This is a genomic window from Kitasatospora sp. NPDC005751 (assembly GCF_040630835.1).
Taxonomy (GTDB): Bacteria; Actinomycetota; Actinomycetes; order Streptomycetales; family Streptomycetaceae; genus Kitasatospora.
The window spans coordinates 49,249-70,204 of record NZ_JBEXYC010000024.1 but is presented as its reverse complement, the minus strand read 5'-3'; the positions used below and the strand labels follow the sequence as shown (position 1 = coordinate 70,204).

15 protein-coding genes and 2 pseudogenes are annotated in these 20,956 nt (G+C 75.4%); 9 read left to right on the top strand and 8 right to left on the bottom strand.

Going from position 1 to position 20,956, the window contains the following annotated elements:
* Window positions 1–2: 2 nt before the first annotated feature.
* On the top strand, window positions 3–593 hold the full coding sequence (locus ABZ497_RS21855) for a helix-turn-helix domain-containing protein (protein ID WP_359807691.1): 591 nt from the start codon (window positions 3–5) through the stop codon (window positions 591–593).
* A 429-nt stretch (window positions 594–1,022) separates the two neighbouring features.
* Here ABZ497_RS21855 and ABZ497_RS21850 read toward each other — a convergent pair whose 3' ends face one another.
* On the bottom strand, window positions 1,023–1,388 hold the full coding sequence (locus ABZ497_RS21850) for a hypothetical protein (RefSeq protein ID WP_329485690.1): 366 nt from the start codon (window positions 1,386–1,388) through the stop codon (window positions 1,023–1,025).
* A 144-nt stretch (window positions 1,389–1,532) separates the two neighbouring features.
* Between ABZ497_RS21850 and ABZ497_RS21845 the strand changes: the two genes are divergently transcribed.
* From ABZ497_RS21845 to ABZ497_RS21835, 3 genes are read left to right on the top strand one after another with little or no spacing between them, the layout of a single operon-like run.
* On the top strand, window positions 1,533–1,892 hold the full coding sequence (locus ABZ497_RS21845) for a hypothetical protein (protein WP_359807607.1): 360 nt from the start codon (window positions 1,533–1,535) through the stop codon (window positions 1,890–1,892).
* A gap of 41 nt (window positions 1,893–1,933) precedes the next feature.
* The gene (locus ABZ497_RS21840; protein ID WP_359807604.1) at window positions 1,934–2,902 is read left to right on the top strand and encodes a hypothetical protein; all 969 of its coding nucleotides are present in this window, start codon (window positions 1,934–1,936) and stop codon (window positions 2,900–2,902) included.
* Window positions 2,899–3,288: a roadblock/LC7 domain-containing protein gene (locus ABZ497_RS21835; RefSeq protein ID WP_359807602.1), complete on the top strand. Its 390-nt coding sequence runs from the start codon at window positions 2,899–2,901 to the stop codon at window positions 3,286–3,288. Before ABZ497_RS21840 ends, ABZ497_RS21835 begins: the two co-directional genes overlap by 4 nt.
* Window positions 3,289–3,342: 54 nt before the next feature.
* Here the strand turns inward: ABZ497_RS21835 and ABZ497_RS21830 are convergent, their stop codons facing one another.
* On the bottom strand, window positions 3,343–5,157 hold the full coding sequence (locus tag ABZ497_RS21830; protein ID WP_359807599.1) for an RICIN domain-containing protein: 1,815 nt from the start codon (window positions 5,155–5,157) through the stop codon (window positions 3,343–3,345).
* A gap of 460 nt (window positions 5,158–5,617) precedes the next feature.
* On the opposite strand from ABZ497_RS21830, the gene ABZ497_RS21825 reads away from it, so the two are divergent.
* Window positions 5,618–6,760, top strand: a complete 1,143-nt coding sequence (locus ABZ497_RS21825; RefSeq protein ID WP_359807597.1) for an FAD-dependent oxidoreductase — start codon at window positions 5,618–5,620, stop codon at window positions 6,758–6,760.
* A 23-nt stretch (window positions 6,761–6,783) separates the two neighbouring features.
* On the opposite strand, the gene ABZ497_RS21820 is transcribed toward ABZ497_RS21825, so the two are convergent.
* Window positions 6,784–7,155, bottom strand: a complete 372-nt coding sequence (locus ABZ497_RS21820) for a helix-turn-helix domain-containing protein (RefSeq protein WP_359807594.1) — start codon at window positions 7,153–7,155, stop codon at window positions 6,784–6,786.
* Window positions 7,156–7,233: 78 nt separating this feature from the next.
* Between ABZ497_RS21820 and ABZ497_RS21815 the strand changes: the two genes are divergently transcribed.
* The gene (locus tag ABZ497_RS21815) at window positions 7,234–7,881 is read left to right on the top strand and encodes an NAD(P)-binding domain-containing protein (protein WP_359807689.1); all 648 of its coding nucleotides are present in this window, start codon (window positions 7,234–7,236) and stop codon (window positions 7,879–7,881) included.
* A gap of 96 nt (window positions 7,882–7,977) precedes the next feature.
* On the opposite strand, the gene pip is transcribed toward ABZ497_RS21815, so the two are convergent.
* The 5 genes and pseudogenes from pip to ABZ497_RS21790 all read right to left on the bottom strand — a co-directional run bounded on the left by pip (window position 7,978) and on the right by ABZ497_RS21790 (window position 15,984).
* Complete coding sequence (pip, locus tag ABZ497_RS21810) at window positions 7,978–8,937, bottom strand: prolyl aminopeptidase (protein WP_359807592.1); 960 nt, start codon at window positions 8,935–8,937, stop codon at window positions 7,978–7,980.
* A gap of 114 nt (window positions 8,938–9,051) precedes the next feature.
* Complete coding sequence (locus ABZ497_RS21805) at window positions 9,052–10,935, bottom strand: phosphatase PAP2 family protein (RefSeq protein WP_359807590.1); 1,884 nt, start codon at window positions 10,933–10,935, stop codon at window positions 9,052–9,054.
* 166 nt (window positions 10,936–11,101) lie between these two features.
* Window positions 11,102–11,362, bottom strand: a pseudogene (locus ABZ497_RS21800) (hypothetical protein); the annotation flags it as partial.
* Window positions 11,363–11,520: 158 nt separating this feature from the next.
* Window positions 11,521–11,630, bottom strand: a pseudogene (locus ABZ497_RS21795) (FAD-binding molybdopterin dehydrogenase); the annotation flags it as partial.
* A gap of 118 nt (window positions 11,631–11,748) precedes the next feature.
* Complete coding sequence (locus ABZ497_RS21790) at window positions 11,749–15,984, bottom strand: bifunctional nitrate reductase/sulfite reductase flavoprotein subunit alpha (RefSeq protein ID WP_359807686.1); 4,236 nt, start codon at window positions 15,982–15,984, stop codon at window positions 11,749–11,751.
* Between the two features lie 407 nt (window positions 15,985–16,391).
* On the opposite strand from ABZ497_RS21790, the gene ABZ497_RS21785 reads away from it, so the two are divergent.
* The 3 genes from ABZ497_RS21785 to ABZ497_RS21775 all read left to right on the top strand — a co-directional run bounded on the left by ABZ497_RS21785 (window position 16,392) and on the right by ABZ497_RS21775 (window position 20,906).
* A complete protein-coding gene (locus ABZ497_RS21785; RefSeq protein WP_359807587.1) occupies window positions 16,392–18,635 on the top strand; it encodes an FUSC family protein in 2,244 nt (747 codons plus the stop codon).
* Window positions 18,636–18,668: 33 nt separating this feature from the next.
* Window positions 18,669–18,971 carry a hypothetical protein gene (locus ABZ497_RS21780; protein WP_359807586.1) on the top strand — a complete coding sequence of 101 codons (303 nt, stop codon included), beginning with the start codon at window positions 18,669–18,671 and terminating at the stop codon, window positions 18,969–18,971.
* Between the two features lie 432 nt (window positions 18,972–19,403).
* Window positions 19,404–20,906: a SulP family inorganic anion transporter gene (locus tag ABZ497_RS21775; RefSeq protein ID WP_359807583.1), complete on the top strand. Its 1,503-nt coding sequence runs from the start codon at window positions 19,404–19,406 to the stop codon at window positions 20,904–20,906.
* Window positions 20,907–20,956 lie beyond the last annotated feature (50 nt).

Here is a 20,956-nt window from a genome sequence, read left to right as displayed (position 1 = left end):
TGGTGAACGACAGCGGCCAGGGCGCGGAGAGCGCAGCCGGGTCCAAGCGAAAGGACGCCCGGCGCAACCAGCGGGCCCTGCTGGACGCGGCCGCCGCGGCCTTCGTCACCTCGGGGGTCGAGGCGCCGGTGCGCGACATCGCGGCCGCCGCCGGCGTCGGGATCGGTACCATCTACCGCCACTTCCCCACCCGGGCGGACCTTGTCATCGCGGTCTACCGCCACCAGGTCGAGGCGTGCGCCGAGGCCGGCCCTGCCCTGCTGGCGAGCAGCCCGTCACCGCACGCGGCGCTCGCGCGGTGGGCCGACCTCTTCGTCGACTTCCTGGTCACCAAGCACGGCCTGGCCGCCGCGATGCAGACCGACAGCGCCGGCTTCGAGACCCTGCACGCCTACTTCCTCGACCGCCTCCTGCCGGTGTGCACCCTGCTCCTCGACGCCGCGGCCGCCGCCGGCGAGACCGACTCCGACCTCACCGCGTACCAACTCATGCGCGGCATCGGCAACCTCTGCATCGGCGCCGACAGCGACCCCCGCTACGACGCGCGCCCGCTGGCCGCGCTCCTCGTCGCCGGCCTGCGCCGCCGGCCCTGACGGGCCGCCCGCCCCCGCTCCCCCCGCCCGACGACCGCGCCCGAGGAGCTGTTCGCGCATGCCGCGCGGGTCAATGGGCATGGCATGGCATGGCGGCTCGCCGACGCATCAGCGGCGGAGGCGGACGCTCCCCGGCCGCCGGCCGGTCCGGGGGATGCCGCCGGCCGCCGCCTCGGGCGAACTCCGGCGGGTGGCATTTCGCCGCTGCTGCGTCACCGTCGAATTACTGTGGGTTCCGCCGGGAGTGGATATGACGCCCAGTCATCGGAATGTCACGCATTTCCCCGAATGGATACCGGACCCCCTTCTACGGGCGGCCGGCGGTAATCGGTTCATCACGCATCGCTTTCGCTCCGCCCGGCAATTGCCGGGCGGAGCGCGGTCCGCCGCATTTCGCCCGGCCGGGGTGGCCGGTTCCGGTGGGCGGGCTCAGACGTCCAGCCCGGCCTCGATGCGCTTGAGGCTGTGCCGGGCGAGTGCCAGGTTGGCCCGCGAGCGGTCCAGGGCCAGGTAGAGGAAGAGCGAACCACGCGCGCCCGCAAGGGGCCTGATCAGGTGGTACTGGCCGCCGAGGGTGATCAGGATGTCCTCGATGACATCGTCGATCGACAGCGCCGCCATGGCCCTCAGCTTCGCCCGGACGACCTCGGTGTTGCTGGCGGCCGCGACCTCCAGATCGAGCTGCTGGTTCCCCCCGAGATGCCCGAGCGACATACCGCTCTCGTAGTCGACCAGGGCCACGCCGATGGCGCCCTCGATGCCCATCGCGTCCGTGAGTGCGCTGTCAATGTTCATGACCTGTTCGTCCTTTGCGTGCCATCCGGGCGGAACCCCCGTGTGCAGGAATCAAAGTAGCAAGAAGGTCATCGGGTGTGGCCACCGCACGGAAATGGTGAAATAAAGTACGCTGCCATCGGTTCAGAAAGCGAAGGGGTACTGGTGCACGCGCTCGAAGCTTCCCTCTCCGATGTGCTCGACTCCCCCGGAGTGGTCGGCGCCGCGCTCGTCGACGCCGTCACGGGCCTCACCTATCGGTCCGCCGGGGAGCACCGACTGCTCGGGACCGGAGCCGAACTCGCCGAGCTGGCCAACCTGATCGGCGAACGGCTGTGCGAGGCCGGGGCGGAGGGCGAGTTGGAGAGCCTGGTGGTCACCAGCACCCGCCACCACCACGTCGTCCAGGTGGTCCCCCGGCAGGGCGACCCGCTGCTGCTGGCCACCGTGCTGGACCGCGGGCAGACCAACCTCGCCCTGGCGATCCGCCAGAGCGCCGACCGGGCAGCGGGCCTGCTGGCATGACGGGCCGTCTCCACGACCCGGCCGCGCCCGCGTCCCCACGCGTGTCTCCCGCCGCACGCAACGTGCCCGCCCTCCTGCTGACGCTGCGCCAGGGCGAGTTCACCGGCTCGGTCACCGTCTCCAGCGCGCCGGGCGGCACCATCCACCTGGAGCGGGGGCTGATCACCGCGATCGAGACGCCCGGGGCCCCGACCGTCGAGACCCTGCTGCTGAAGTCACGGCGCGTCGGCGAGGCGGACTGGTCCGCCGCCGAGACGGCCGCCGCCGCCAACGCCCAAGGCGTCACCGGCCTCCAGGGCGGCGACCTCGGCGCGGCACTGGTGGCCCAGGGGTCGATCGGCGCCGCCGAACTCGAAATGGTCTGCGCGGCCGCCGCCTTCGACGGCGCCTTCGCCCTGGTCCTGAGCCCGCCCGGCAGTTGGGAGGTGGCCGAAGCGGCCGCCCCCGCCAGGATCGCGCTGCGCCCCGGCATCGAGCCGCAGCGGCTGTTCGAGGAAACCGGCCGGCGGGTGGCCCTGTTGACCCGCCTCTGGGGGCCGCCCGGACAGCTCGCCCGCAGCCGGATCCGCCCGGCCACCCCGGCCGGGTCGACGGCCCCGCGGATCCCGGACCGCTACCGGGAGATCCTGGTCGCCGCCACCGGGCGGCGCACCGCGCGCGACATCGGGTTCGCCCTCGGGCGCGGACTGTTCGCCGTGCTGCTCGACCTCGCCCGGATGGACGCCCGGCAGCTGCTCCACCGCGAGCCGGTGGTCCCGCCCGCCGCCGTGCCGAGCGTGGCGCCGCGCGCGCCGCACACCGGCCCGCCGCCGGCGACGAACGGACCGCTGCCCCGCCGGGTCCCCGTGCGGCGCGGCCCGGAGGTCCTGGACGGACCGACCGCAGCCGGCGGGCTCCCCCGCCTGCCCACCCGGCCCGAGGGCCCGGCTGCCGTCTCCGGCCAGCCATCGAACGTTCACCGCGCCGAGCGGACCGAGAAGACCGAAGAGACCGAGAAGAGCGCACCATGAGCAGCCAGACGTCATCCGCAGCACTCGTCGACGAGTTGAAGTCCCTCCGTGACCGGGTCGTGGGCATCTCCGAGAGCGTCGTCTCGACCGCCGACGGCCTGCTCGTGGCCGCCGACACGGCCGCCGTCCATCCCGAGTCGGCCTCCGCGCTGTCCGCCGCCATGCTCGGCCTCGGCCGGCGCACCGCCGCCGAGGTCGGCCTGGGCGGCCTGCGCGACGTGGTCACCCGCTGCAACGGCGGCTACGTCGTGGTGCTGGCGATCGGTGAGCAGGCGCTGCTGATGATCCTGGGCGACGAGGGCATGGACGTCGCCGGTCTGCACCGCGAGGCTCCCGCCACGATCCAGCGGCTGGGCGAACTCCTCGGACTGGTCCCTACGCGCTAGGCCCGGACCGGGGCCACCGGCGCGCCCGGGTCGCCGACGGGGCCCGGACCGGGGCTACCGGCGCGGGCCGTAGTCCCAGTAGTGGTCGGGGTAGTCCCCGCACGGGTACTGCATCAGCGGCGCCTGCGGAGCGGTACTGCGGTAGGTGACGGCGAGGCACTGGTGGCTGTTGTCGTTGACGAACCGCATGCCGCGCGGCCACTTCTCGATCTTCCAGGACTGCCCGGGGCTGCTCCGGCACTCCGACTGCACCACCTCGGCGGTGGCCCGGGTACTGGAGTCCCGGACGGACAGACAGAGGGCACTGTTGTAGCTGACGATCCGGTAGTAGGTGTCGCCGTCCGGGTCCGTGTAGGCCTTCTGCGCCTCCCAGAAGTGGTCGGGGAAGTCCCCGCAGGGGTACTGCTGGACCTCCCGGCCGTCCTCCCGGGTGCCTCCGGGCGTGGCGATGCACTGCTGGCTGTTCCCGTTCCTGATCTCCACCGATCCCGTCGGCGGAACCACCGGGGCGCCGCCGAGCCGGCCCGGTGCCGGGACCTCCGCCGTCGGTGTGGAGCTGGCGGGCGCCGAGGGCGTACCGGCGGGCGTGGCCTCGGCCGAGGGGACGGCGGGAACGGCGGGATCCGGGGGCTGGCCGGCTCCCGTACTCCGAGCGGCCGTCCCGCCCGGTTCGGGTGCCACCGGAGCGGACGGCAGCGGCACCGGCGGTGCGGTCGGCGTCCCGCCGGACCGGTCGGGCGCACTGCTCGGGGTGGCAGGAGCGGAGAGGGTCGACGAGACCGGCCCCGGAGCCGGTGCCGAGGGGCTCCCGGCCGCCGGTGAGGGGGCGCCGGAGCCCGGCCTGCCCCAGGCGCCGGCCGCCTGCGGGACGGCGTCGAAGGGTCCGTGCGCCGCCGCGCCCAGACGGACGCCCACCAACACCCCGGCCAGCACCAGGATCCCGGCCAGCACCGCCCCCGTCGCCCCGACGACCACCCCCGCCCCGGCCTTACGGCGCCATCGCGCACCCGTGGGCCCGCCGCGCGGCGGGCCGAGGACGGTCGCACCGACCGCGACCTCGCGGGTCGGGCCGGTCGGGCCGCTCCGGCCGTGGTCCACGACCCGGACCAGCTCCCCCCGGACGATCCGGGGCCCGGCCGGGACGAGAGCCATCCCGCTCACCTCCCGGTACTGGCCGGCCAGCGCCTCCCGCACCCCCACGAGGTCGGCCTCCAGCCGCCGCAGCACCGGCAGGTGCGCGTCCACCCCGTTGCTCGCCGGCTCCGCCCCGACCCGTGACCGTTCCTGGTCGACCAGGAGCCCGACGGCCTCCTGCTCCCGGCCGGCCGTGTGCCGCGCCTCACGGGCGCTCTCCCTGATGCGCCGTACCTCGGCCAGACACCAGGTCGCCTCCCGCAGCCGGACCTGCCGGACCTGCCGGAGCGGCGCTGCCACCGGGTCGGTCGTGGCACCTTCCGGGTCGTCGGTACCGCCGGTACCACCGACACCCTCGACACCCTCGACACCATCTGCACCACCGGCCAGCTCACTCCGCAGCTCGGCCACGATCGCGACCAGCACACGGATCAGGTCCTCCGCCTCCGCCATGCCCTCCTCGGCCTGCCGCTGCGCGTCCCGGGCCCGGTCCAGCGCCTGCTGCGCGGCCGACCGCCGGGCCGCGGGCGGCTGGATCCCCTCGGCCGCCCGGGTGGCCTGCTCGTGCAACTGGGCGGCCCGGGCCAGCAGCGCCGCCCGGGCCCGCGGGTCCTCCACCTGGTCGTGGACCAGCCGTTGGAGCAGGTGCCACGGGATGTCCTTCTCCGCGGAGCGGTACGCGCTCCAGCTCGTCCGACCGGCGGGGTAGCGCTGGGCGAGCCTGCGGAGGGTCACCCCCGAGGTCACCTCCCGCACGAACCGTGCCAGGGCGTCCGCCTGTTCGGTCTCCCCCTTCAGGCGCCCCTGCGGGCGTCCAGCACTACCCACCTCTTGCCCCCTCCCGTGTACGCGGACGATCCGGGCTGTCCGCCGCTCGGTCGGCCCTCGGCCGATTCCTCGTAGCCGGACAATCCAACATGGCGCGCCGTGGGACCTCCACCGGTTCTTCGGACAACTTCCCGGTTCCGTCAGTACACCACCGGGCCGGGTGCGAAGACCGAACTTCTGCCGGGATGGCACCCCCTGAGCGCCCGCCAGGTGGGGCCGACCGCTCCGCCGCAGCTCTCCCGTCGATGGCGACCGGCACCGTCGCCCCCTCCACCCGGGCCGTCGGCCCTCCGGTAGTCTCCGCTGTCAAACGGCCGGGCGCGGCGCGGCCGGGAGGCGGACCGTGGCGACAACGTACGGAGTGGGCATGACCGGTGAGGTCGTAGTCGTCGGTGGCGGGGTCATGGGGTCGTCGGCGGCCTGGCACCTGGCGGCGCGGGGCCGGCGGGTGACGCTCCTGGAGCGGTTCGCCCCGGGGCACGACCGCGGCAGCTCGCACGGCAGTTCACGGATCTTCCGGCTGGCCTACCCGGAGCCCGAGTACGTCGCCCTCGCCGTGCGGGCGCTGCCGCTGTGGCGGCGGCTGGAGGAGGAGACGGGCACCGCCCTCCTGGAGCTCACCGGAGCGGTGGACCACGGCCCGGCCGCCGCGACCTCGGCCCTGCACGCCGCGCTGGCCGCCGCCGGGCGGCCCGCCGAGCTGCTCGACCCGGCGCGGGTGGCCGAGCGGTGGCCGGGATTGCGGGCCGACACCTCCGCGCTGTTCCACCCCGAGGCCGGGCGGCTGCACGCCGACCACGCGGTGGCGGCGTTCCAGCGGGCGGCCGCGGCGCACGGGGCCGAGGTCCGGCACGGCGTCCGGATCGCCCGGATCGCCGTACGCGGCGGCGGGAACGGCGACGGGAGCGGCGGCGGGGGCAACGGCGGCGCAGGCGTCGAGCTGGTGACCACGGAGGAGGAGGTGATCCTCGCCGAGCAGGTCGTGGTGGCGGTCGGCGGGTGGGCGCCGGGCCTGCTGTCGGGGCTCGTGCCCGGGCTGCCGCCGATGCGGGTGACCGAGGAGCGGCCGGTGCACTTCCCGGCCGCCGCACCGCTGGACTGGCCGAGCTTCATCCACCACGGCGGGGCGCAACTGGTCTCGGACGTCGGCGTGTACGGCCTCGGGAGCGTCGACGGCGTCAAGGTCGGCTTCCACGGCGTCGGCCCGGTCGTCGACCCGGACCACCGCACGGGCGACCCCGACCCGCGCGCGGTGGAGCGGGTGCGGGAGTACGCGCGGCGCTGGCTGCCGGGCGTCGACCACACCGCGCCGACCGCCACCACCTGCCTGTACACCACCACCCCGGACCACGACTTCGTGGTCGACCGGCGGGGCCCGGTGACGGTCCTGGCCGGGTTCTCCGGGCACGGGTTCAAGTTCGCGTCGGTGCTCGGCGCCCTCGCCGCGGACCTGGTCGAGGGCCGCCCGGCCGCGCGCCGCTTCGCCCTCGGGGCCGGCCGGGGGCGCTGACCGCCCGCACCGGAGCGGCCGGCTCAGCCGTGGCCGTCCTCGGCCGCCTCCGCCCGCTCCCGGGCCGCCATCACGCCCTCGCCGTGCTCGAAGGCCCAGGCGCCGAACGCCTCGACCGGCTCCAGCAGCGTCCGCCCCAGCCCGGTGAGGGTGTACTCCACGTGCGGCGGCGACCCGGCGTACACGCGGCGCTCCACCAGACCGTTGAACTGGAGCCGGCGCAGCGTCTCCGTGAGGACCTTGGGGCTGATGCCGCCGATCCGCTCGCGCAGTTCGCCGGGCCGTGCGGGACCGTCGCGCAGCGCCCACACCACGACGGCGTTCCAGGTGTTGGCGAGCAGATCGAAGGCGAGCCGGGCTCGGCAGTCGGCGAGGAAGCCGTGGTCGGTGGTCACTTACCAGATGGTGCCCCAGCGGTTTCGTAGTGTCGTCCCGATTCTGAAGGACGGGTCACGACAGAGGGGTCGAGCATGATGAGGATCGGGATCGTCGGCACCGGAACGATGGCGCGGGCGCTGGGTGAGCAGTGGGCGCGGGTCGGCCACGAGGTACTGGTGGGCGGGCGGGACGCGGACCGCGCCGGCGCCCTCGCCGACCGGATCGGCGCACGGGCGGGGACCGCGCGGGAGGCGGCCGAGCACGGCCGGGACGCGGTGCTGCTGGCCGTGCCGTACGCGGCGGCGGTCGGCGTGGTGTCCGGTCTGGCCGGCGCTCTGCGGGGCAGGGCACTGATCGACTGCACCAACCCGGTGGCCCCGGGCTTCGTCCTCGAAACCCGGGGCGGCCCCTCGGCCGCCGAGCGCATCGCGGCCGCGGCGCCCGGCGCCTCCGTGGTCAAGGCGTTCAACCTCTGCCACGAGAGCGTGTGGCGCAGGACGCCGCCGGTCTTCGACGGACGCCCGCTCGCGGTGCCGCTCTGCGGTGACGACGCGTCGGCCCTGGAGACCGTACGGGGCCTCGTCCGCGACCTCGGCTGCACACCGGTCGACGGGGGCGGCCTCGACCGGGCGGGCCTGCTGGAGGCGACGGCAGCGTTCCTGATCGGTCTGTGGGTCGGCGAGGGCGCGGACGCCCAGGCGATCGCCCCACCGCTGGCGTACGCGGGGGGCCGGCCCTCCTGATCCGCGCGCGGGCCGGACCGCCCGCCACGTGGTCGCCGGGGGACGTGCCGGCCCTCGGTGACCACGTGGTGGCCGGGTGTTCGGACCCCGGGCGGGTCACCGGTCCTTGAACTCCTCGATGGCCGCCCGAGAGGCCTCGGCCATCGCCTCGCTCCCGACGTGCCCGGAGTCCTCGAAGATGTGGAGCCGCGCGTCCGGCCACACCTTCGCCAGCGCCCACGCCGTCTCCACCGGGCTCCCCATGTCGTGCCGGCCGTGCACCAGCACCCCCGGGATCCCGGCCAGCCGGTGGGCGTCGCGCAGCAGTTGGTCCTCCTCCAGCCAGGCACCGTTGCTGAAGTAGTGGGCGCAGATCCGTACGAAGGCGATCTGCTCGTCGACCTCGCGGTCGCTGTACATCCCCGGGATGCCGTTGGGCTCGTTCGAGACGACGGCGTCCTCCCAGGCGAGCCAGTCGGCGGCGGCCTTCGCGCGGACGGCCCGGTCGGGGTTCTCCATCAGCCGGGCGTAGGCCGCGAGCAGGTCGCCGTCCCGCTCGCCCTCCGGGACGCCGTCGCGGAACCGGTCCCAGGCCTCGGGCTGGAACCGCCCGGCGCCCCGGTAGAGCCAGTCGGTCTCGGCGGGGCGGGTCATCGTCACCGCCTGGATGAGGATCCCGGTGACCCGCTCCGGGTGTCGCTGCGCGTAGGCCAGCGCGAGCGTGGATCCCCAGGACGCGCCGCTCAGCAACCACCGTTCGACACCGAGGTGTTCGCGCAGTCGCTCGATGTCGTCGATGAGGTGCCGGGTGGTGTTCAGGCGCATGTCCGCCGCCGGGTCGCTCGCGTGCGGGGTGCTGCGGCCGCAGTTGCGCTGGTCGAAGCGGATGAGCCGGTAGCGCTCCGGGTCCCAGGCCCGTGTCGGCCGGCGCGGGGCACCCGCCCCCGGGCCGCCGTGGACGGAGAGGGCGGGCTTGCCTTCGGGGTTGCCGAGCTCCTCGTAGTAGATCCGGTTGCCGTCCCCGGTGTCGAGGAAGCCGTGGCTGTACGGGTGGGTGGGAGCGTAGAGGTCGACCATGGCCGCCGATCCTACGGGAGCGGTCGTGCTCGAACCAGGCCGTGACAGAGGCCGGTTGGGGCTCCGCCGCACGTCGGCAGGACGTTCGGCGGAGCCGCCAGGGGCCCCGTCCCGCTACGCGCCCTCCCGGGTCAGGACGGCGGGCGGGGGCGCCGGGGCGGGGTCGGTGAGGAGTCGGGCGGTGAGGGCGTACTGGGTGAGGGCGCCGGCGAGCAGGACGGCGACGCCGCCGACGGCGTCCAGCACCCAGTGGTTGGCGGTGGCCACCACCACGAGGAAGGTGAGCAGCGGGTAGACCGCCGCCAGGGGTGCCGGCCGGCGGTGGCCGACGGTGGTGATGACGACCAGGGCGCACCAGCAGGACCAGGCGATGTGCAGCGACGGCATCGCCGCGTACTGGTTGGAGAGCGAGGTGAGCACGCCGAGCGGGGCCTCGCCGGGGATGCCGGACGGGTCCTCCCGCAGGTTGAGCCCCGGGACGAGCCGGGGCGGGGCGAGCGGGTAGCCCCAGAAGCCGACCAGCGCCAGGCCGGTCGCGGCGAACAGGACGGTCCGGGCCGTGCGGTAGCGGTCCGGGTGCCAGACGTAGAGCCAGACCAGCACGCCGAGCGGCACCACGAAGTGCAGCACCTTGTAGTACCCCTGGGCCGCGTCCAGCAGCCAGTCACCGGTCCGCAGGGCCCAGGCGTTGACGACCGGCTCGATGTCCACGTGCAGCAGCTGTTCCAGCCGGAAGACGCTGCGGGCGTGGCCGGTGGCGGTGGCGACGCGCTCGGGCGCGACGTTGCGGATGTAGGAGTAGACGCCGTAGCCGACCTGGACGAAGAGCAGCTCCAGCACCGGGTTCGGGCGGGAGACCGGCCGCAGCGGAGCCGGCAGCAGGGGGATCCAGGGCAGCGCGGGACGCCGCCGCAGGGGCGGGCCGGGGGCGCGGCGCAGGTGCCAGAGCGGGTCGTCGCGGGCCAGGAACGGCAGGGCGGCGGCCGCGGCGAGGGCGACCAGGGTGGGGGCCTTGCGCAGCAGCAGGCCGCTGACCGGTTCGATCTCCGGGTCGAGCAGCGTGCTGGGCAGCAGCGCGACGGTGACCGCGATCACCGGCCACAGCGCGCGGGACTCGGGCCGGCGGCCGAGCCGACCGGTGGCGGCGAGCAGCAGCCACCCGAGGTGGCCCGGCCCGGCCACCGGTGCGGCGACCAGGGTGGCGCAGCCGAGCACGCCGACCGCCAGCAGCGGCTGGCCGTCCCGCGCGTAGCCGCCGGAGCGGCGGACGGCGAGCAGCACGGCGGTGACGGTGACCGCCAGCCAGCCGACCAGCAGCGCCGGGCCGTGCAGGCCGAGCCGGAGCAGCACGCCGAGGGCGGTCTGGTCGGACGGGTCGCCGGTGACGGCCGGGGCGTCGAAGCGGCGCCAGAAGCGGGCGGCGCGGTCCGGGTCGGCGATCAGGACGGTGCCCTGCACCAGGGCGGCCACCGCGAGGGCGGTCAGGGCGGCGGACGCGGGGACGGCGCGCCGGCGCGGGAGGGCGACGGCGAAGAGGGCCAGGACGGGGTGGAACGCGATCGCCAGGCCGAGCGCGAACCCGGCCCGGCGGTTCGGGCCGCGCGGCAGCACGTCGAGCAGCACCAGGGCGGTGCCGGCGAGGCCGACCACGGCGTCCACGGGGTGGCCCCGCTGTTCGGCGCTGATCAGCAGGGTGGCGGCCGCGACCGGGGCGACGGCGGCCGGGGCGGGCAGGTCCGGGGGCGGGTGGCGGGCGACCAGGGTGCCGATCACGGCCACCGCGGCGACGGCGGTGAGCACCAGGCCGACCCGGGTCGCGGTGGCGGGCCAGCTGCCGAGCAGCAGCGGGAGGAGGGGCCGGTCGTCGGCCTCGTCGCCGAGGGACGTCCAGGTGACGACCGCGGCCGCGGCGAGGGCGAGCACCAGGCAGGTGGTGGTGAGGAGGGCGGCCGGGGGGTGCCGGGTGGGCGCTCCGGGCGCCGGCCTGCTCGCGCCCATCCCGCTCCTCCCGTCGTGCCGCCGCGCCCCGGGCCGGTCCGCCGGTCGGGTCGCCTTCCTGCCGACTCTCGGGGGTCGGCGGCCGCCCCGCACGCCGGACGGCGCCGCGTGGGGGACGGCCCGGGCGGCGGCGGCCCCGACGGCGGGCGACGCCCACACACACCGCTCACCCGTGCGGCGGACGGCGGCTCCCGGCCCGGTGCTCGGCGAGGGCCTGCCCCACCTTCTCCCACAGGAACGGCGCCTCGGTGAAGCGGATGCCGGTGGCGTCGCGCAGCGCGCTGGCGAAGGCCGGCGGCACGGGGTTGAACGGGCTCTCGCTCATCGACTGGGCGCCGAGCGGGTCGATCGGGTCGGAGGTCTCGGCGAAGTGCACGGCGGTGCGCGGTACGTCGGCGTGGGCGGGCAGCCGGTAGCGGCGGAAGGCGCGGGGCTCCTCCCCGTGCTTGACGCCGCGCACCGAGTCCTCGATCGCCCGGTAGCCGGTGCAGCGGCCCAGGTTGCCCTTCAACGACCTGGGCGGATCGTCGAGTCGTCCTTCGTCCAGGTGGCCGCGATCTCCAGGTCGCTCCCGGCGGTCACCCGTAGCGGCTCCCGGCCGACCCGGCTCAGGTCGATCAGCCGCCGGATCTGCGGCTGCGGCTCGGAGAACGGCTGGGTGCCGCCGCCGAGGAAGGCGCCCCCGGCTGCCACACCCCGCGACGGCGGGCGTCCGCAACTCATCGTGGCGTCGCAAGAGCAAGCCGGGCAGCCCGACCGAACCGTCGCTGCCCCGGGCATACCGGCCCCGCCCCGGGCGGCGTCGGCCACCGCTCAGTAGACGTCCCGGACGTAGCGCTTGTCGCTCGCCAGCTGCCGGACGTACGCGGCGGCGGCCTCCTCGTCCAGGCCGCCGTGGGCGGCGACGATCTCGCGCAGGGCCAGGTCGACGTCCTTGGCCATCCGGCCCGCGTCGCCGCACACGTAGAAGTGCGCGCCGTCCTGGAGCCAGCGCCACAGGCGCGGGCCGTGCTCGCGCATCCGGTCCTGGACGTAGACCTTGTTGCGCTGGTCGCGCGAGAAGGCCACGTCCAGGCGGTCCAGGTGGCCGGCGGCGCGGAAGGCCGCCAGGTCCTCCCGGTAGTAGAAGTCGGTGGCTTCGCGCTGCTCGCCGAAGAAGAGCCAGTTGGGGCCGGTGTGGCCGCGGGCCTGCCGGTCCTCCAGGAATCCGATGAACGGCGCCACCCCGGTCCCGGGGCCCACCATGATCATCGGCGTGGTCGGGCCGGTGGGCGGCCGGAAGTGCGGGGAGCGCTGCACGAACACCGGCACCGGGCCGTCGTCGGCGCAGTCGGCGAGGTAGGTGGAGCAGACGCCGCCGCGGTCACGGCCGAGGTCGTTGGTGTAGCGGACGACGGACACCGTGAGCCGGACCTCGCCGGGGTGGGCCAGGGGGCTGGAGGAGATCGAGTACAGGCGGGGCTGGAGCCGCTTGAGCACTCCGACCCACTCGGCGGCGGTGGCGCGCAGGGGGAAGGCGCCGACCACGTCGGCGGCCTGCCGGCCCCAGCTCCACTTGGCCAGCTCGCCCTTGTTGTCGGGGCGCAGCAGCCGCTTCAGGATGCGGTCGCCGGTGCGGTCGGCGACGAACCCGAGCAGGTCCGGGGTGAGGCGGGCGATGTCGAGGCGGGTCCGCAGGGCCTCCCCCAGCGGGAGGTCGTCGCCGTCGGCCAGCCGGACGTGCTCCTCGGGGTCCAGGCCCGTCAGGGCGAGCCATTCGGCGACCAGTCCGGCGCCGTTGGCCGGCCACACGCCGAGGGCGTCGCCGGCCCCGTAGGCGAGTTCGCCGCCGCGGGTGTCGAAGGCGAACTGCCGCACCTCCTTCTGCGATCCGGGCAGGCTGAGCAGACGGTTGCCGACCAGCAGGGTCGGGAAGGGGGCCGCTCTGGTGAAGCCGCCCGGTGTGGCGGCCGGGGTGGTGGGCGCGGCGGACACGGGCACGGGCACGGGCACGGCGGGAACAGCGGGCGCCGGCGCCCGCTCCACCGGCGCCACGAGCGTGCCGGTCACCTGGTCGAGCCACTGCGCGGCGGGCCCGTCGTCGTCGGCCTCGCAGTCGGTGCGCGCGTGCAGGCGGGTCGCGCCCAGCTCGGCGAAGCGCTCGTCCAGCCGGCGGCCGTGACCGCAGAAGTCGTCGTAGCTGGAGTCGCCGAACGCCAGGACGGCGTAGCGCACGCCCTCCAGGCGCGGGGCGTCCGGGGCGGTGAGGCCCTGCCAGAAGTCGGCGCCGTTGTCGGGCGCCTCCCCGTCGCCGAAGGTGCTGGTGACGACGAGCACGTCGGTACCGGCGGTGAGCCGCCGGGGGGTGGTGTCGGCCATCGCGAGCAGGGTCGGGGCGCGGCCCGCCCCGGCCAGGCGGGCCGCGGCGGCGGCGGCGAACTCCTCGGCGTTGCCGGTCTGCGAGGCCCACAGGACGAGCAGTTCCCGGGTCGGCGCGGCGGGCTCGGCGCCGGCCGCCACCGGCGCGGCCGGGACAGCCGGCCCGGGGGCGCCCCGGGAGAACATGCCCGCCAGCACCCCGTCCACCCAGAGCGCCGTCGCCGGGGCGAACGGCGCTCCCGCCGGGAGCACCGGAACGGCGCCGGACGGCGCCGTGGCGGCGGCCGCGACGTACCCGGAGAGGTATCCGGACAGGTAGCGGCGCTCCGGTTCGGCGAGCACCGGCGGGGCGAGGTCGGCGAGGCCGAAAAGCGCGGTCAGGGCGGAGACGGCTTCGGACGCGCCCCCGGGCACCGCCGGCACGGGCAGCACGGCGAGGGGCGGCTGCCCCGTCCCCGCACTCGGGTCTGCGGTCACCGGCACGGGCGCGGTCTCCTCGGGGGTCGGGGCGGGCACCACGCGCAGCGCCACGGCGCAGGCCTTGAACTCGGGCTGGAAGGAGACCGGGTCGACGGCGTCGTTGGTGACGGCGTTGATGCCGAGGTACTCGCCGAAGAGGTCGTTCCAGTGGAACGGCGCGAAGCAGTTCCCGGGGCGGACCCGGTCGGTGACGACGGCGGGCAGCACGGCGCGGCCGCGGCGGGAGGCGACCTCGATGTGGTCGCCCTGCCCGGCGCCCATCGCGGCGGCGTCGTCGGGGTGGAGCTCGACGAACGGGCCGGGGTCGAGCTTGTTGAGCTTGGCCACCTTGCCGGTCTTGGTGAGGGTGTGCCACTGGTGCTGGAGGCGGCCGGTGCTGAGGACGAACGGGTAGTCGTCGTCCGGGAGTTCGGCGGCGGGCAGGTACGGGCGGCCGAAGAACCGGGCGCGGCCGGTGGGGGTGGGGAACGCGAGTCGGGGTCTGCTCCCGTCGGCGCGCTCCAGCAGGGTCTGGCTGACGCCGTCGTTGAGGTACCGGATCGGGTTGCGGTCGGGGCCGTCCGCGGCGGGCGCCGGCCACTGGACGGGCGTCCCGCGCAGCCGCGGGTAGCTGACGCCGCGCAGGTCCCAGCCGGTCGCCGGGTTCCAGGCCCGCTTGAGCTCCTCGAAGACCTCCTCGGCGCTCGTGTAGCCGAAGGCGTCGGCGTAGCCCAGCTCGCAGGCGACCCGGGCGATCAGCTGCCAGTCGGGCAGGGCCTGCCCGGGCGGGTCGACCACGCCCTCGACCAGGGTGAGGTTCCGCTCCGAGTTGATCATGACGCCGTCGGACTCGGCCCAGAGCGTGGCGGGCAGCAGCACGTCGGCGTAGGCGTTGGTCTCGGTCTCCGTGAACACGTCCTGGGTGATGACCAGTTCGGCGGCCTCCAGGGCGGCGATGACGGTCTTGCGGTTGGCGACCGAGGCGACCGGGTTGGTGCAGATGATCCAGCAGGCCTTGATCTCGCCGGCGGCCATCCGCTCGAACATCTCCACCGTGCCGCGCCCGGCCTCGGTCCGCAGCGTGCCGGCCTCGACACCCCAGAGCTCCTCGACGAAGGCCCGCTCCTGCGCCACCAGGACGGAGCGCTGGCCGGGCAGGCCTGGGCCCATGTACCCCATCTCGCGGCCGCCCATCGCGTTGGGCTGGCCGGTGAGCGAGAACGGACCGGAGCCCGGGCGGCAGATCGCGCCGGTGGCCAGGTGCAGGTTGATCAGGGCGTTGGTGTTCCAGGTGCCGTGGGTGGACTGGTTGAGGCCCATCGTCCAGCAGCTCGTCCACTCCCCCGCCTCGCCGATCCACCGCGCGGCCTGCCGGATGTCCGCCTCGGGTATCCCGGTGATCTCGGCGACCTTCGCGGGCGGGTAGTCCGCCAGGAAGTCGGGCATCTCCTCCCAACCCTCGGTGAACTCCGCGACGAACGCCTCGTCGGTGTGCCCGTTCTCGACCAGCAGGTGCAGCAGTCCGTTCAGCAGGGCGAGGTCGGTGCCCGGCCTGATCTGCAGGAAGAGGTCGGCCTTCGCGGCGGTGGCGGTGCGCCGCGGGTCGACGACGATCAGCTTCGCCCCGGCCGCCTTGACCCGGTCCATCATCCGCAGGAACAGGATCGGGTGGCAGTCGGCCATGTTGGCGCCGATGACGAGGAACGCGTCCGCGTGGTCGAAGTCCCGGTAGGAGCCGGGCGGCCCGTCCGCGCCCAGCGAGAGCTTGTAGCCGGAGCCCGCGGAGGCCATGCACAGGCGGGAGTTGGACTCGATCCGGCTGGTCCGCACGAACCCCTTGGCGAGCTTGTTCGCCAGGTACTGCGCCTCCAGGGACATCTGCCCGGAGACGTAGAGGGCGAGCGCGTCGGGGCCGTGCTCGTCCAGGATCGCCCGAAGCCGCCCGGCCACCGCCGTGATCGCCTCGTCGACGTCCACCGGGACGGGTTCGGCGCCGCGCCCGGCGCGGATCAGCGCGGTGGCGGCCCGCCCGGAGGCGGCCATCATCTCGGCACTGGTCGCGCCCTTGGTGCAGAGCCGCCCGGCGTTCGTCGGGTGGCTCTTGTCCCCCGACACCTTGGCGAGGGTGCGCCTGCCGGTGGCGGCGTCCCGGCCGATGTCGAGCACGACGCCGCAGCCGACGCCGCAGTACGAGCAGACCGTCCGTACGCTGTCCGCCTTCGAAGCCGGCATCGTCACCGAGACTCCCTCCCCAGGGATCACGCGGTGGGAAGGTCCCACGATCGTGACCCTAGGAAGAGCGCATTACCGCCTCGTCACAGCGCCTGTTTCGCGAGGTTAACCGGACCGCACGGGCGCCTCCCGGTGGACGTGAGCACCACGGCGCGCTGCCATGCCTCCCGCCAAGCCGTCGATCACGCCACGCCCGGCACGATCCGGGGTGCGGCCCGCGACGAGGGCCCCGCGAGGCGGCGCGGCGCCCCTGCGTTCCCGGCCCTGCGTGCCCGGGCCGGTCGCCCTAGGGTGGAGGGGTAACGGCGCCGCCGGGCGGCCGGTGGACCTGCCGTCGGGCCCGCTCCCGCACGAGGTGCCCCGGGGGAGGGCGGCCCGGTCCCGACCCACCGGCGGAGCGAGGTGCGATGCGGTTGCCCCACCGGCCGGCGTCCCCGCTCCTGCCCCGCCCCGATCCCCCGGTGGCGCACCGCGCGGTCCGGGTCACCGCCGCCGCGTGCACGGGCTTCTACGTCTTCCGCTACGGCTTCGACCAGCCGGTGACGGCCACCTACGCCCTGTTCGGGGCGATCGCGGTCGGCGTACTGGCCCGGGTGGAGGGCGGCGCGCGCGCCCGGGGTCGGACGCTGCTGCTGACCCTGCCCTTCGCCTGGGCGCTGGTCTGCCTGGGCACCGCGCTGGCCGTGCACGCCTGGACGGCGGCGCTGGGCATGGTGGGCGTGGGCTTCGCGGTGTCCTTCGCCTCGGTGGGCGGACCACGGCTGGTCGGGCTCACCAACGGGCTCCAGCTCTTCTACATCCTGCCGTGCTTCCCGCCCTACGCCCCGGACACCCTGCCGCAGCGGCTGGCCGGCGTGACCGCGGGCCTGCTGCTGCTCGCCGCCGCGGAGCGGCTGCTGTGGCCGGAGCCGCCGCCGAGGGACTACCGCGACCGCGTGCGGAGCGCCGCCCTGGCGCTGGCCGGGCTGGCCGACCGTGCCGCCGCGCACTTCGGCGGGCCGCCGCCGACCGCCACCGGCGCCGTGCCGGACGATGCCACCGCAGCGGACCGCGCCCGGGCCCTCCTCGACGACCTGCGGTTCTCCCGGATCCCGCTGATGCAACGGCCCGCCGGCCCGGGCGCCGCCGACCGCGCGCTCACCCACTGCGCGACCACGCTGCAGTTCATCGGAGCCGAGCTGCTGCGGATCCGCCGGCTGGGCGCCACCGGCGGGCCCTACCCGGAGGCGGCCGCCCTGGTGGCGACCACCGCCGGTGCGCTGCGCGCGGCCGCGGCGGGGGTTCGGCCGGACGGTCCGGTCCCGTCCGCCGCGCCGGTCGAGACGCGGATCGCCGCCTTCGGCGCCGACCGCACCTCACCGGCCGGCGGTACCGACGCGTCGGACGGCCCCACCGGCCCCACCGTCGCCCGGCTGGCGCTCGGCACCCTCGCCCTGAGCGCCGCCGAGGGCGCCCGCTTCCTCACCCTCGCCACCCGCACCAGCCGCCGGGCACCGCCGCCGCCCGACAGCACCCCGCCCGACCAGCGCCCCGGCCCGTTCTGGTACGCCTACGAGCCGACGCCGATGCTCTGGTGGCGCCGGATCCGCGGCAACCTGACCCCTCGCTCGGTGTACTTCCGCAACGCCCTGCGCACCGCCGGCGCCCTCGGCGCGGCCCGTCTGGTGGTCGGCGCCCTCGATCTCACCCACGGGTTCTGGGTCCTGCTGGCGACCCTCACCCTGATGCGCACCAGCGCGGCCGACACCCGGATCACGCTGCGCCCCGCCCTGGCCGGCACCGCCGGCGGCGCCGCCGTGACGGCGCTGCTGCTGATCGCGGTCGGCGAGCACCCCGTCTTCTACGCCGCCGCGCTGCCGCCCGCGATGCTGTTCGCGTTCGCCTTCAGCCCGGGGCTCGGGCTGGCCTGGGCGCAGGGGACGTTCACCGTCGTGGTCGCCATGGTCTTCACCCAGCTCGCCCCGGCCGGGTGGCGGCTGGCCGAGGCCCGGCTGGTCGACGTGGCGACCGGTGCCACGATCGGCATCCTCGCCGGGCTCTGCGCCTGGCCGCGCGGCGGCGGTCACGACCTGCGGCGGCGTACCGCCGAGCTGCTGGACCGCAGCGCCGCCGCGCTCGCCGAGACCGTCGCCGTGGTCACCGGGTCCGGCCCGGCCCGGGGCGCGCTGCAACGGGCCCGGCACAGCACGCTGCTCACCGAGGCGCTGTACGCCCAGTACCGCAGCGAGCGCCACCAGCCGGCCGGGGAGGGCCCGAACTGGCAGGCCGCCGTGCTGACCGGGCAGCACACGGTGCGCGGGGCCGAGCCGCTGCTCGCCCGGATCCCGCCGGGCACCGCGGCCTCCGGCCCGCACGGCGGAGCGGCCCTGGTCGGCCGCGCCGAGCAGGTCGCCGCGGCATTCCGCCGCGAGGGCGCGGCGCTGCTCGACCCGGCCGGGTCCGCCGCGGCGGACCGGGCGCTGGCCGAGGCCCTCGCGGCCCTGCACGAGGACCGCGTCACGGCCACCCGAACGCCCGAGGACCCGGTCTCACTGCATACCGTGGACGTCACGCTCTGGCTCACCGGGCTGCTGGACGACCTCGGCCGGGTCCACGACTCCGCCCGTGCCGCCCCGGGCGGCACGCCGGCCCCGGCAGAGCGCCACGCTTGACAGGTAGGCAAGGCTTACCTAAGTTCAACGTCCATGTTCCGCAACCGCCCCGACACCACCCACCCGGCCGCCCTGCTGCGACGCCTGCGTCCGGGACCGCTGCCGATCGACCCGCAGGCCGATGTCGGGCGGCGGGCCTGGGCGGCCTGTCCGGGCTGCGACGACGCCCGCGGGTGCGCCGGCTGCGCGGAGCGGCGCAACTGCCGCGAGCACTGGCGCTACCTGCTCTCCCACACCGGCAGCGTGCTCCACCTCCAGTGCCCCACCTGCACCCACGTCTGGGACCACGAGACCGGCTTCGGCGCCACCCGGCAGGAGATCCGGCGACCGGCCTGAGCGGCGCCGCCGAGAGCACCGCCGAGAGCACCGCCGAGAGCACCGCCGAGGGCACCGCCCGGCCACCGGGCGGGCGGCCGTGTTCGGGTAGAGTCACCGGCACGGGGCGGCCGTTCGCCGTCCCACGGCCTGCGCGAGGCGCGCGGGCCGACCGTCGTACCGGGGCCGATGACGCCCCCGCGAGGATCCGCCGGCAGGAGAAGAAGCGTGTGCGAGCCCCGGGTACCCGGCGCCACCGCCTGCCCGCCGTGAGCTTCCACGCCTGAACCGCCCGGCCGCCCCCACGGGGCCACCGCACTCACGCGTCGGAGCCCCGGGCCACCGGAGCACCCGCCCCCGGGCGACGCGTGGGACGTGGCCACGGCCGTCCGCACCCCGTCCGTCCCCCGCGCACCCGCCGGTCGCGCCCGAGCACGACAGGTCCACGCCGTCTTGCAGACTCCCCCGCCCACCGCTGCCGCACGCCTGCGCGCCGCACGCCCCGACTGGCTGACCGACCCGAAGGTCTGGCGCACCGAGGTACTGGCCGGCCTGGTGGTCGCGCTCGCGCTCATCCCCGAGGCGATCTCGTTCTCGGTCATCGCCGGCGTACCCCCCAAGATCGGCCTGTTCGCGTCCTTCACGATGGCGGTGACGATCGCGATCGTCGGCGGGCGCCGCGCGATGATCTCGGCCGCGACCGGCGCCGTCGCGCTGGTGATCGGGCCGCTGAACCGCGAACACGGCTTCGGCTACCTGGTCGCGGCGGTGATCCTGGCCGGCGTCTTCCAGATCGTGCTGGGCGCGCTCGGGGTGGCGAAGCTGATCCGGTACGTGCCCCGCTCGGTGATGGTCGGCTTCGTCAACGCGCTGGCGATCCTGGTCTTCATGGCCCAGGTCCCCGAGATGACGGACGTGCCGTGGCCGGTCTATCCGCTGATCGCGGCCGGCCTGGCGCTGATGGTGTTCTTCCCGAAGGTCACCACCGTCGTCCCCGCGCCGCTGGTCTCGATCACCGTCCTCACCGTGGTCACCGTGGCAGCCGGCCTCGCGGTACCGACCGTCGGCGACAAGGGCGGCCTGCCGTCCTCGCTGCCGGTGCCCGGGCTGCCGGACGTGCCGTTCACCCCGCACACCCTGGCGGTCGTCGCTCCGTACGCCCTCGCGATGGCGCTGGTGGGGCTGATGGAGTCGCTGATGACCGCCAGGCTCGTCGACGACATCACCGACACCCGCTCCGACAAGACCCGGGAGTCGGTCGGCCAGGGCGTCGCCAACATCGTCACCGGCTTCTTCGGGGGCATGGGCGGCTGCGCGATGATCGGGCAGACCATGATCAACGTGAAGGTGTCCGGCGCCCGGACCAGGCTCTCCACCTTCCTGGCCGGTGCCTTCCTGATGGTGCTGTGCATCGTCTTCGGCCCGGTCGTCTCCCGCATCCCGATGGCCGCGCTGGTCGCCGTGATGGTGATGGTCTGCTTCGCGACCTTCGACTGGCACTCCGTCGCGCCGAAGACCCTGCGGCGGATGCCGGCCGGCGAGATCGCCGTCATGGTGATCACCGTCGCCCTGGTCGTCGCCACCTCCAACCTCGCCGTCGGCGTCGTCGCCGGCTCGATCACCGCCATGGTGATCTTCGCCAAGCGCGTCGCCCACCGCGCCGACCTCACCGCCGTCACCGACCCGGACGGCGGCCAGGTGATCTACTCGGTCACCGGGGAGCTCTTCTTCGCCTCCAGCAACGACCTCGTCGCCCGCTTCGACTACGCGGGTGATCCGGACCGGGTGGTCATCGATCTGAGCCGGGCGCACATCTGGGACGCCTCCTCGGTGGCCGCCCTCGACGCGGTCGAGGCCAGGTACGCGCAGCGCGGCAAGTCCGTCGAGATCACCGGCCTCAACCGGCCCAGCGCCGAGATCCACCGCAGCCTGAGCGGCGAACTCGCCGGCCACTGAGGCCGCCACCGGTACCACCGCGCCCGCCCTCCGGTCCGTCGGAGGGCGGG

What these genes read in the sequence shown, in the direction of transcription:
- ABZ497_RS21850 (WP_329485690.1), bottom strand. Translation starts at nt 1,388, where the DNA reads ATGAACATTGACAGCGCACTCACGGACGCGATGGGCATCGAGGGCGCC.
- ABZ497_RS21835 (WP_359807602.1), top strand. Translation starts at nt 2,899, where the DNA reads ATGAGCAGCCAGACGTCATCCGCAGCACTCGTCGACGAGTTGAAGTCC.
- ABZ497_RS21825 (WP_359807597.1), top strand. Translation starts at nt 5,618, where the DNA reads ATGACCGGTGAGGTCGTAGTCGTCGGTGGCGGGGTCATGGGGTCGTCG.
- ABZ497_RS21815 (WP_359807689.1), top strand. Translation starts at nt 7,234, where the DNA reads ATGAGGATCGGGATCGTCGGCACCGGAACGATGGCGCGGGCGCTGGGT.
- pip (WP_359807592.1), bottom strand. Translation starts at nt 8,937, where the DNA reads ATGGTCGACCTCTACGCTCCCACCCACCCGTACAGCCACGGCTTCCTC.
- ABZ497_RS21805 (WP_359807590.1), bottom strand. Translation starts at nt 10,935, where the DNA reads ATGGGCGCGAGCAGGCCGGCGCCCGGAGCGCCCACCCGGCACCCCCCG.
- ABZ497_RS21790 (WP_359807686.1), bottom strand. Translation starts at nt 15,984, where the DNA reads ATGCCGGCTTCGAAGGCGGACAGCGTACGGACGGTCTGCTCGTACTGC.
- ABZ497_RS21785 (WP_359807587.1), top strand. Translation starts at nt 16,392, where the DNA reads ATGCGGTTGCCCCACCGGCCGGCGTCCCCGCTCCTGCCCCGCCCCGAT.
- ABZ497_RS21780 (WP_359807586.1), top strand. Translation starts at nt 18,669, where the DNA reads ATGTTCCGCAACCGCCCCGACACCACCCACCCGGCCGCCCTGCTGCGA.